The organism is Pseudomonas sp. EB271-G4-1 (assembly GCF_058791355.1).
Genome location: NZ_JBYTEO010000068.1, coordinates 22,299 through 33,595, shown reverse-complemented (window position 1 = coordinate 33,595; position 11,297 = coordinate 22,299). Strand labels below are relative to the sequence as shown.

The 11,297-nt window shown below is 61.4% G+C and carries 9 protein-coding genes; 2 read left to right on the top strand and 7 right to left on the bottom strand.

The features are described from left to right. Positions 1–102: 102 nt before the first annotated feature. The 3 genes from pqqA to AC3WWR_RS25720 form a co-directional block, all read right to left on the bottom strand. Positions 103–174: a pyrroloquinoline quinone precursor peptide PqqA gene (gene pqqA / locus AC3WWR_RS25730; RefSeq protein ID WP_003243383.1), complete on the bottom strand. Its 72-nt coding sequence runs from the start codon at positions 172–174 to the stop codon at positions 103–105. Positions 175–262: 88 nt separating this feature from the next. Continuing rightward, the gene (locus AC3WWR_RS25725) at positions 263–2,359 is read right to left on the bottom strand and encodes a PQQ-dependent dehydrogenase, methanol/ethanol family (RefSeq protein ID WP_033044818.1); all 2,097 of its coding nucleotides are present in this window, start codon (positions 2,357–2,359) and stop codon (positions 263–265) included. A 55-nt stretch (positions 2,360–2,414) separates the two neighbouring features. Then, on the bottom strand, positions 2,415–3,347 hold the full coding sequence (locus AC3WWR_RS25720) for a transporter (protein WP_033044819.1): 933 nt from the start codon (positions 3,345–3,347) through the stop codon (positions 2,415–2,417). Between the two features lie 258 nt (positions 3,348–3,605). On the opposite strand from AC3WWR_RS25720, the gene AC3WWR_RS25715 reads away from it, so the two are divergent. Then, positions 3,606–5,510, top strand: coding sequence for a sigma-54-dependent Fis family transcriptional regulator (locus AC3WWR_RS25715; RefSeq protein WP_033044820.1), 1,905 nt, complete (start codon positions 3,606–3,608; stop codon positions 5,508–5,510). A 53-nt stretch (positions 5,511–5,563) separates the two neighbouring features. Here AC3WWR_RS25715 and AC3WWR_RS25710 read toward each other — a convergent pair whose 3' ends face one another. Together AC3WWR_RS25710 and AC3WWR_RS25705 are read right to left on the bottom strand one after the other, a co-directional pair. Beyond that, positions 5,564–5,836 carry a DUF4242 domain-containing protein gene (locus tag AC3WWR_RS25710; protein WP_033044821.1) on the bottom strand — a complete coding sequence of 91 codons (273 nt, stop codon included), beginning with the start codon at positions 5,834–5,836 and terminating at the stop codon, positions 5,564–5,566. A gap of 91 nt (positions 5,837–5,927) precedes the next feature. Further along, positions 5,928–7,418 (bottom strand): aldehyde dehydrogenase family protein, encoded by a 1,491-nt coding sequence (locus AC3WWR_RS25705; protein WP_033044822.1) that lies wholly within the window; start codon positions 7,416–7,418, stop codon positions 5,928–5,930. A gap of 273 nt (positions 7,419–7,691) precedes the next feature. Between AC3WWR_RS25705 and AC3WWR_RS25700 the strand changes: the two genes are divergently transcribed. Then, positions 7,692–8,720 carry an AraC family transcriptional regulator gene (locus tag AC3WWR_RS25700; protein WP_033044823.1) on the top strand — a complete coding sequence of 343 codons (1,029 nt, stop codon included), beginning with the start codon at positions 7,692–7,694 and terminating at the stop codon, positions 8,718–8,720. 79 nt (positions 8,721–8,799) lie between these two features. Here AC3WWR_RS25700 and AC3WWR_RS25695 read toward each other — a convergent pair whose 3' ends face one another. After that, complete coding sequence (locus tag AC3WWR_RS25695; RefSeq protein ID WP_033044824.1) at positions 8,800–9,723, bottom strand: transporter; 924 nt, start codon at positions 9,721–9,723, stop codon at positions 8,800–8,802. A 55-nt stretch (positions 9,724–9,778) separates the two neighbouring features. Continuing rightward, complete coding sequence (acmB, locus tag AC3WWR_RS25690) at positions 9,779–10,963, bottom strand: methyl acetate hydrolase AcmB (RefSeq protein ID WP_020801121.1); 1,185 nt, start codon at positions 10,961–10,963, stop codon at positions 9,779–9,781. Between the last annotated feature and the right edge of the window lie 334 nt (positions 10,964–11,297).

Sequence of the window (11,297 nt, the reverse complement as noted above, 5' to 3'; positions counted from 1 at the left end):
GCAGGCTCACCCCCACAGTAGATCGCCTTCCCCCTGTGGGAGCGAGCCTGCTCGCGAAGGGGCCATCGGTTACAGCACAAGACTCATGCCGTCACTACAGGGTCACCGGTTGGCGAAGTACATCGTGACTTCGAAGCCAATGCGCAGGTCGGTGTAGGCAGGTTTGGTCCACATGATCGAGTTCCTCATTGTTTTTGGGTTGGTTAGTTGCCCGGCAGGGTGGCGAGCCCGGTCATCCGGACTCGCCACTTTTACGCTACGTCTACGGCGTGGCCTTGGCCGCAACCGGTTGCTGTGCCTTGAGGTAAGCGGCGTACTCCTGGCTCATGACGTAGTGCTTGATCTTCTCGACATCGGCGGGCTCGAGGCTGTCCTTGAAGGAGGGCATGCCTAGCGGCCGCAGTACGCCGTCCAGGACAATCTGCTGGAACAGGTGGCGGCGCGATTCATCGGACTTGCGCAGATCGGGGATCAAGCCACCACTTTGCGCGCCCACACCGTGGCAGACGGAGCAGTAGGCGCCGTACAACTGCTGGCCGGCGGCGATATCCGCGGCGGGAGCGTCGACCGGTGTTGGCGTGCGGTTCACCGCCACCACGGCTTTTTCCGGCAGTGGCGGCAGGGAGGCCTTGCCATCGAGCTTGAACACCAGCAGGCGGCTGAGGTTACCGGCTCCCGGCGCGACGGCGGCATCGCCTCCGATCAGCGGGGCGACACCGCCCCAACCGGCCATCACGGCGATGTACTGCGCACCGTCCAGGCTGTAGGTGATAGGGGCGGCGACGATGCCGGTCTGTGCGCCGAACGACCAGAGTTTTTTTCCCTTGTCTGCGGAATAAGCGACGAAGTTGCCGTTGGCCGTACCCTGGAACACCAGGTTGCCGGCGGTGCTCAGGGTGCCGCCGTTCCAGTAGTGATCGTAGGGTACGCGCCAGGATTCCTTTTGCTTGACCGGGTCCCAGGCCAGCAATGCACCGGAAACAGCCTCGCGGGGAATCTCGGTGGCGTCGGAGAAGCCCGCGCCGGTGTTGAAGCCCTTGCGCTTAATGAAATCCTTGCCTTCGTTGCGATAGACACCCGGGATCTCCTGATAGGGAATATAAACCAGGCCGGTTTGCGGGTTGAATGACATCGAATGCCAGCCGTGCGCGCCGAAGGGGCTCGGCCACATGACGATGGGCTCTTTCTCGTAGCGCACACCGGGTGCCTCCACCGGCTTGCCGGTCGCCAGGTCGATCTTCTCGGCCCAGGTGACCTTGCCGAATTTTTCGGCAGAGAGCAGCTCGCCGGTCTGGCGGTCGATGACGTAGAAGAAGCCGTTTTTCGGCGCTTGCATCAGCACCTTGCGCGGCTTGCCGCCGATCTCCAGGGTCGCCAGGGTAATCTGCTGGGTGGCGGTGAAGTCCCAGGAGTCGCCCGGGGTCACCTGATAGTGCCAGGCCAGCCGACCGGTGTCCGGGTTGAGCGCGAGGATCGAGGACAGGTAGAGGTTGTCGCCGCCACCGGGGCTGCGCAGCTCGCGGTTCCACGGCGAACCATTGCCGGTGCCGACGTACAGCAGGTCCAGCTCAGGGTCATAGGCCATGCCGTCCCATACCGTGCCGCCGCCCCCAAGCTTCCAGTACTCGTCACCCTTCCAGGTCTTGGCCGCTTCGGCCAGCTCTGGGTGTTCGTAGGGCTGGTTCGGGTCGCCGGGCACCGTGTAGAAGCGCCAAGCCATCTTGCCGGTCTCGGCATCATAGGCGGAGAAGTAGCCGCGCACGCCGTATTCGGCGCCGCCGTTGCCGATGATGACCTTGCCCTTTACCACACGTGGCGCGCCGGTAATGGTATAGGGCTTGCTGTTGTCGGTGGTCTGCTGGCTCCACACCTCTTTGCCGGTTTTTGCATCGAGGGCAATCAGTCGCCCGTCCAGGGTGCCAATGAAGACCTTGCCGTTCCACAGCGCGACGCCGCGATTGACCGCGTCGCAGCAGGCGTCGCGGGCTTTTTCGCGGGCGATCTGCGGATCGAAGGTCCAGAGCGTCTTGCCGGTGCGCGCATCCACCGCCATCGCGCGGCTCCAGGACAGCGATGTGTAGAGCACGCCGTCGGCGAAGAGCGGCGTGGCTTCCAGGCCACGGTGGTTATCAAGGTCGAGGGACCAGGCCAGGCCCAGCTTGTCGGCGTTCTTCGCGGTGATCTGGTCCAGGGGGCTGAAGCGCTGTTCGTCGTAGGTGCGGCCATGGCTGAGCCATTGGCTACCGTCTTGCTTGCTGGCAATGATGGCGGCCTGGTCGACCTGTGCGGCGACGGCCAGCGGCGCCAGCAAGGCGAAGGCCAGGCCAGCGAGAATTCGGGATGCAGACTGCGTGTTCATAGACGCAGGACTCCTGTTATTGAAATTGGAATGAGACCCTGGCGAGCGGCGGTGGCTAGAACAACTGCAGGATGCGCAAGTTGATGCGGCTGTCCTCCTCGAAGCCGTTGTCCACCGCGATGTCCTGCCCGTAATTGACCATCAACTGAGTGCTCGGGGTGACGAAGTACGACGTGCCGACTGTGAATTTGCTGGTGCCCGGCTTGTCGTCCATATCTATGTCACTGATGTTGCTTTCACCGCCCCAGAGCTTCGAAACGCCCGCGCGCACATCGAAACGCTCGGTGAAGTTGTAGCGTAGAAAAGCCTGGCCCTGATAGAGAGGGTCCTGCTTCTGGGTTTCGCTGGCTCTACCGAAGTCGTCGTTGTGGCCAAAGAACGTCACGTCGCCGACCAGATCGAGGGTCAGCTTTTCGGTCAGGCCGGTGATATAGCCCGCTTGCAGGGCGAGCTTCCAGCGGTTCTCGCCGAGGTTGATCGCGCGGTCCTTGTCGTAGCTCCCAGTGGGTACGTAGAGGAACGGGGTGATGCCGAAGTAGCGGCGATTTTTCGGTTCATTCAGCAGCCAGACGGTGGCGGCAAGGATCAGGTCGCCAGTGCCGCTGTCGTTGCCCAGGTCTTGCAGATCATCCTTGGCTCGCAAGTTGCCGAACGGCAGGAGGAACTGCGGGTCGACGATGTAATCGCCAATCTTGGTGAAGTGCACGCCGCGCAAAATACCGATGTCGGAATCCAGGCCGGCATCGATCGGTACCTTGTGGCCGTCGGAGTAGAGGGCATTGCGTTCGGCATGCTGGTAATAGACCAGGCCCAGGTTGGTGCCTTCGGGAAGTGCGGTGTAATCGCCGGCATCGACGTCCACCGCCAGGGTGCTGCAAGAGAAACCGGCCAGCAGGCCGAAGAGCGAAGCGTGCAACAGATGGGCCAGGCGAAACTTGTGTGGTGGCCAGCCCGGGCTACGAGGAGCCGGCTCTGTGCTCATTTTCATGACATTACCTTTATTGTTTTTGTTTATGATCAACTTAGTGCCGGAGCGGTTATCCGGACTAACGTGAAGTCATTGAGCAGAGCTTGTGCCAGCTTTTTATGGTTTAATAAAAAAGCTTTTAAATCAATGGCTTGAGTAATAATAAGAAGTGTCGAAGGCAGTGCGGGAATAGTCCCGCTGTATCGCTGGCTCAATTTGAGACAGTGGCTTGGGGTCGAGCTGGCCCACTTCGAGACATTCGGCCGCGAGACGCATGCCATGCCCAAATCCAGCAGCCCCGCGACACCCCCTTCGCGCAAGCGTTTCGTCGACTCACAAGTGATCGAGAGATCCTGGCAGCGCTCGCAGAATTACGGCCTGTGCCAGCGCGACAATCTGCTGTTTGACGCGCCGGTGGTTGCCAGTCGCGAGCAGATCGCTGAAAGCAATCGCCTGTTGCTGACCTGCGCCGCTCCGGAGATGGAGCAGCTGCACGCCGCCCTGTCGCCGAAAGACTGGGTGCTGGCCTGCCTCGATCTGGAAGGCGTGGTGCTCAGCAGCCTGGGCCGACTCAGCCCGGACAACCGCGAGTTGAATCAGGTGTTCCGCGTCGGTGCGCAGATCTCCGAACAAAACGTCGGCACCACCGCACCAAGTTGCGTCCTCACCGAGCGCGACTCGGTATTTTTTGTCGGCGAGGAGCATTACCTGGAGGAGGCTCGCCAGTTCTCCTGCCTGGCCACGCCGATCTTCGGCCTGGATGGCGGCATAGTCGGGGTACTGGACGCCAGCAGCAAACATGGCGTGCCCTCGGTGTACACCCTCGATTCCCTGGTGTTCGCCGCGCGTGCCATCGAAAACCGCATGTTCGCCCAGCTCGGCGATGTGCTGCTGGTGCACTTGCACCATCGCCTGGACATCCTCGGCACGCCACTGGAAGGCCTGCTGGCCTTCGATCCTGCCGGCAAACTGCGCTGCGCCAACCGCATCGCCGCACAGTTGTTGACGCTCGGCGAGATCCAGACCGGCCTGGACTTCGCCGAACTGTTCGACATGCCCTTCGTTCATGCCACCTGTTACTGCCGCCACGACCTCAGCGCGCCGTTGCGCCTGCGCAGTCACCACCGCGGCGAACTGCATGCTTGCATCACGCTCGGCCCCGGGCAGAAACCGATGCGGGGACAGCCTCCGGTACTCTCGCGTGCGAAAACCGCCGAGCCGCTGCCACCGCCGCAAGCCGGCCCCTGTCTGCAGGATCCGGCCCTGCAGGAGGCTCTGGCCCGCGCACGCAAGGCCTTCGCCCGCGACATCCCGGTATTGATCAACGGCGAGACAGGCACTGGCAAGGAGGTCTTCGCCCGTCTGTTGCACGAAGGCAGCAGCCGCGCTGGCGAAGCCTTCGTCGCGATCAACTGCTCGTCCATTCCGGCCAGCCTGATCGAGTCGGAATTGTTCGGCCACGCCGAAGGTGCCTTTACCGGCAGCCGCAAGGGCGGCGCCAGCGGCAAGATCGAGCAGGCGCACAAGGGCACCCTGTTCCTCGACGAGATCGGCGACATGCCCCAGGAGCTGCAGGGTCGCCTGCTGCGCGTGTTGCAGGAGCGCAGCCTGACCCGCCTTGGCAGCAGCGAGGTGATCAAGGTGGACTGCGCGCTGATCTGCGCCACCCACCGCGACCTCAAGCAGCTCAGCGCCAACCATGGATTCCGCGAGGATCTCTACTACCGCATCAACGGCCTGCGCGTGGTGCTGCCAGCGTTGCGCGAACGGCACGATCTAGTGGAACTGATCCAGCACCTGTTGTGCGCCGAAACCACCGCACAGCAGGCGCCCAGGCTGAACAAGGCGGCGCTGCAGGCGCTGTTGGCCTATCGCTGGCCTGGCAATGTCCGCCAGCTTTACCAGACCCTGCGCCTGGCCGCCGCCCTGGCCGAGAATGAAGGCGAGATCGGCCTGCAGCACCTGCCGGACGACGTAATGGAGGTTGGTGATACCCCGGCCTCGCCAGCGGCAGGCAGGCCGCAGTCGCAGCCGCAGGCGGGGGATACCCTGCTGGCCTCCAAGCAGCGTGCAATCAAGGCGGCGGTGGAGGCGAGCGGCGGTAACCTCTCGGCTGCCGCGCGCAGCCTGGGGATCGGGCGCGCGACGCTGTACCGCAAGCTCAAGGGGATGCAGGAAGATTAACGCCACGGGCAAGACCTCGCTCCACGAGGAGCGGCGGCCTTGCGCACGAGGTCCTAGCGGGCGGTGTTCGCGCCGATGATATCGAGCACTTCGGCCACGCTGTTGGCCGGGAAGCCGCCTTGCTCGGCATGTTCGCGGATCAACTGTTCGTTAGCCGCGATGTACAGGCAGTAGACCTTGTCGCCTGTCACATAACTGTGCAGCCATTGGATGTGAGGCCCCATGGTGCTGAGCACGGCACAGGACTTCTGCGAGATGGCCCGGAGTTCCTCGGCCGAGAGTTTTCCAGCCCCCGGGATTTCCCGTTCGATGACATATTGAGGCATGACAGTTCCTTCAAATGAGTGGTGAGCGATGACGCATCACCCGAGATGAAAAGGCTGAGACCGCGCAAGCCGGCCCCAGCCTGAGAAGGGATTACAGCTTGATCATTACCGTCTTCAGTTCGGTGTAGTGGTCGATCGCTGCCGCACCCAGTTCACGGCCGACGCCGGACAGCTTGTAGCCGCCGAAGGGCAGCACCGGGTCGAGGGCGCTGTGGCAGTTGACCCAGACCGAGCCGGACTTGATGCGCGGGATCATGCGGTGCACCGCGCTCATGTCATTGGACCAGATGCTGGCCCCCAGACCGTAGCTGTTGTCGTTGGCCAGGTGCACGGCCTGGTCGATGTCGTCGAAGGGCATGGCCACCAGCACCGGGCCGAAGATTTCTTCCTGCACCAGGCGATGCTGCTGGTCGACGTCGACGATCACCGTGGGTTGGACGAAGTAGCCGGGGCCGAACTTCTCGCCGCCGCAGGCGATGGTGGCGCCCAGTTCGCGGCCCATCTCGATGTAGTTGTGCACCCGATCCTGTTGCTTGGCGGAGATCAGCGGCCCCATGGCCACGCTGGGGTCCAGGCCGTTACCGAGCTTCATGCCATTGGCGATATCGACGATGTCGCCCACCACCCGGTCGAAATGCTTGCGGTGCACATACAGGCGCGAACCGGCGCAGCACACCTGGCCCTGGTTGAAGAAGATAGCGCTGGCGGCACCGGCCGCGGCCACCTGCAGGTCGGCGTCCGCCAGGACGATGGTTGGCGATTTGCCGCCCAACTCCAGGGTCACGCGGGTCATGTTGTCCATGGCCGCCTTGCCGATCTGCTTGCCCACTTCGGTGGACCCGGTGAAGGTCAGCTTGTCTACTCCCGGGTGATTGCTCAGCGCCGCGCCAGCGTTAAGACCAGTGCCGGTGACCACGTTGAACACGCCGGTGGGGTAGCCGGCTTCCAGCACAAGCTCGGCCAGCTTGAGGGCACTCAGGGGGGTCTCGTCGGCAGGCTTGAGTACCAGGCTGCAACCGGTGGCCAAGGCCGGGCCGAGTTTCCAGCAAGCCAGCATGAAGGGAAAGTTCCAGGCAACGATGGCGCCAACCACCCCAACCGCCTCGCGGCGGATGAAGGCGTGGAATTGGCTGTCCGGCATCAGCGGCAGGGACGGGTCCACAGTAGTGCCCGAGAGCTTGGTGGCCCAGCCGGCCATGTAGCGCAGGGAGTCGATAGACAGTTGGACGTCCACCAGGCGTGCCATCTGCACGCTCTTGCCGTTGTTCAGGCATTCCAGCTCGGCGATCACCTGGGCGTCGCGCTCGATCAGGTCGGCCAGCCGCCACAGCAGGTTCTGCCGCTCGCGTGGGCGCATGTGGCTCCAGGCGGAGTCATCGAAAGCGCGTCGCGCGGCTTGCACGGCGCGATCCACATCGACATGGGTGGCGGACGGCACGTCCAGCAGCAGCTTGCCGGTGGCCGGATTGCGCACGGCCATCGTCGCGCCGCTGGCGGCGTCCATCCATTCGGCGCCGATCAGCATGCGCGATCGTCTGGAGAGGAATTCAACGGTCTTGGGATGCAGTGGAAGGTGTTCCATGGGCGAGGCCTCGTTGTTGTGATTTTTGTCCCAAGCCCCGGAGCAACGCCTGTGCCAGCCTGCTAAAAACGCCGTGGCGCCGGGCGTGATGCGTTGCCAATGAGCATTGCGCACAGGTATGACGAAGGCAGGGCTGTATCGAACCCGTACAACTGTTTCAGAACGGGACAGTCACCATCAAAAAGCTCTTTACGCAGGGGCACTGGCACCGGATGATCCCAGTCCAGCAAGAGCATTCACCCGACCCTAGAAAAATAAAAAACAGGTGTCTTCATGCTTCTCGACCATGCGTTGTTAACAGATGTCAGCGGCAAGCCGATACGCCAGCAGCACAAAGTTTTTTCAACCGAGTGGGATGAAATCAGCGCCTGGTCGGATCGCGTTTACATGCCCTATCGTGTCACCCCCAAAGGGCAAGCCATCAAGCCTCGCGCCACCATGCATTCATCCACGATTGGGGAGTTGACGCTGACCCGTTTTGGCTATGGCGTGGCGGTGAGCGTCGATGATTTTTCGCCTGAGGCGGGGAATGCCTTGCTGCTCACGACCATTGGCGGCAATGCCCGGCATTGGACACAACGTTCAGACACTGAAGATACTGCAGTGGGTGAGTCCTTCATTGCCGATTGCAGTCGTGTCGAATACCGGGTTGACCTGGATCCGGATCACCTGCAACTGAATTTGACCCTTCCACATGCAGTCTTGGAGCAGATGGCGCAGCAGTGGTTTGGGTTCGTGCCCGACGATCGATTCTGGAGGCATAAGTGCATCATCGGTGGGGTCGGTTCGAGCTGGCTAAGTCTGCTGGAGTACACGGTTCGGTGTGTTGCCGAAGCTGGCGAACACATGACTGAGGGACGTATGGGGGCTCATCTGCAGCAAGCGCTGTGCGTTCATCTGTTGCGAGAGTGGGCTGGCCGCGCCGCACAAGCCGGACTTGATTTCAACAGTCCAAAGAACCGGATTGCGCCCCGCTACGTGAGGGCTGCCGAAGAATTCATGAGTGCCAATGCAGCGAGCCTGCCGACGATGGCAGAAGTTGCCAGTGCGGTCGGGACCAGTGTGCGGGCATTGAGTGGGGCCTTCTCGCGCTTTCGCGGTATGACGCCCGGTGCGTTCCTGCGCGAGCAGCGGCTACAGGGGGTACACCGCGATTTATGGGTGGCGGATCCAGAGTCGGGCGCGACAGTTTCTGCCATTGCCTTTCGATGGGGTTATCTGAACCTGGGTGATTTCGCGGGGCTCTATCGCAAGCGTTTCAGTGAACTGCCGTCACAAACCTTGCAGCGCCGGTTGCGCTAGCGGCTTGATGAAAAAAAGGGCACCGAGAGTAACGTCAAAGCCACTCTCGGTGCCCACCAACCCAGCCAATCGCAGCGGGTCAGAACACCCACAGCAACCGTAGGTTAACCCGCTGTTCTTCCTTGAAACCATTGTCGACCGATACGTCCTGGCCGTAATTGAGCAGGGCCTGGAAGGTCGGGGTCATCCAGTAGGATCCTCCGACACGATACTTGCTGGTACCGGGTTCATCGTTCTGGTCCTGGCCATCGATGCGCGTCTCGCCGCCCCAGAGTTGAGACGCGCCGACGTGCACCGACAGCTTGGGTGTAACGGCGTACCTGAGGTAGGTCTGGGCTTGCCATAGCGGCTTCTGGCGCAACGTCAGGCCTTGACTCGTGAGGTCGTCATTCTTGCCGAACAGCGTGACGTCGGCGGTGAGGTCCAGGGACAATCTGTCAGTGAGGCCGGTCACATAACCGGTTTGCAACGTCATCTTCCAACGGTTTTCACCGAGGTTGAGTGCATCGTTGCGGTCATAGCTACCGGTCGGCACGAACAGGTAGGGCGCAATGCCCCAGTAACGGTTCTTCGCCGGATCGTTCACGAGCCACAGGGTCGAGGCCAGAATCAGATCACCCGTGCCACTGGTTTGTCCCAACGCGTCGTTGTCGCGTGTTCCTTCCAGGCGACCGAAGGGCAACAGGAACTGTGTATTGATCGTGTAGTCACCCAACTGCTGGTAATTGGCGACGCGCAGTATGCCGATATCCGAGTCGAGTCCAGCTTTGATCGCAACCTTGTGACCGTCACTGTAGAGCGACCGCCGCTCGGCATGCTGCAGGTAGAGCAAGCCGATATTGCTGCCGGCTGGAAGCGCAGCGGCGTATTCGCCGGCGTCCACATCGATGGCATGGGCGTTGCCGGCCAGGGTGGCCAGCAGCAATGCGGCACCGATCATTGAAGTATCCAATGCGCAAGCTGAGAAACGAGCGCGCGCAGGGGTACGCGTGGAGATCTCCATGAGTCACCTGTTTTTGTTTTTGTAGGTTTTAGAGAGGGGTGAATCAGGAACCGGCTCAGCGGCTCAGGTTGCGGTAGGCCGCCGTTTCGAAATCCAGATAACCCTGGGTCGATACAGGGTCTACGAATGGCAGTATCTGGGTGGCCCAAAAGCCACCGATGCCATTCTTGCGATCGATCCAATAGAAGAGATTGGCCAATCCAGCCCACGCCAAGGAGCCCGCAGGGCGACCGGTGGGAGCGTCTTGTTCGTTGATCATGAAACTCAACGCCCACGACTTTGGCATGCCGGGGAAGAATTCCGCAGTATGGGAAATACTCGGAATCACGCAGGGAAGGGCTTTTATCTTCAAGTTGTCGAGGCCGTTTTGCTCGGCGAAACGAATCGTCTCCGGCTTCAGGATCCGTCCGTGATCGCCTTGTCCATCGTTCAGCCAGGCGCGGATGAACAGGCAGTAATCCTTGACTGTCGAAAACAGGCCATGGCCTCCCATATGCACTTCGGGTTCCGGCGGGAGGAGGGAGCCTTCGACCGGGCTCAGCGATCCATCCTCTTCACGCTGGTGCATGCCAGCCCGTCGCTGGAGCATTGACGGGGTCATGGTGAAGGCCGTGTCGGTCATGCCCAGAGGCTCAAAAATACGCTGTTGCATGACTTCACCCAGGCGTTTGCCGGTAATGGCCTCGACCACCAGGCCGGCCCAGTCCATGTTGGAACCGTATTCCCACTGCTCACCAGGCTCGAACAGCAAGGGCGTCTTCAGGGCAGCCAACGATCCGCTGATGATGCTGGGTTGTCGTTGTTCCTGGACCAGCCTGTTGTAGTGTTCGTTGAAGAATTCGTAACCCAGGCCTGCGGTATGAAGCAGGAGCATTCGGGTGGTGATGTGATTTTTCGCAGGGCGAAGCCGTGGGGTGCCGTCGCTATCAAACCCTTCGAGCACCTTGAGTTCGCCGATCATCGGCAGGTAGTCCCTGGCGGGCGCATCGAGATCCAGTCGGCCTTCCTCGACCAACTGAAGCACGGCCGTGGCGGTTATCGCCTTGGTCGTGGAAAACATCGCGAAAACACTGTCGGTCGTCATTGCCTCTGGTTGACCGAGCGTTCGTTGCCCTGAAGCACCCTCGTAGAGCAAACCGTCTCGCCCGGTGACGGCAGCAACGACGCCTGGGACGCGCTGCTGCCCAACGGTGACGGTTTCGAGTATCTGGTCGAATGCTGATGTAGAACCTGGATTCATTATTCTTATTCTCCTTAAACCCAACCCTGGTGCGCTTGGCTAGCGCCTGGAGCGGGATGTGCAGTGACAGGACTGATTGGGCCGACGTGAAGCGATGAACGTCGGGCCAGGGGAGATTAAGAAAATAAAACCGGAGCGTTTGTCGGCTGCCGGCAGAGGGTGTCGGAATCCGGCATTTATCCAATTACCTGCTTCGCCTAAGGGAAACCTTTAGCCGCACGGGAGATTTCCCCCCTTCGGATGCTGTTCATCTTGATACCGGCGCGGCGTCTACTCGCTTACCTTGCGCACACAGGAAGCGTGTCGTCGTAGCGGACTGTTCCATTGAGCTCGC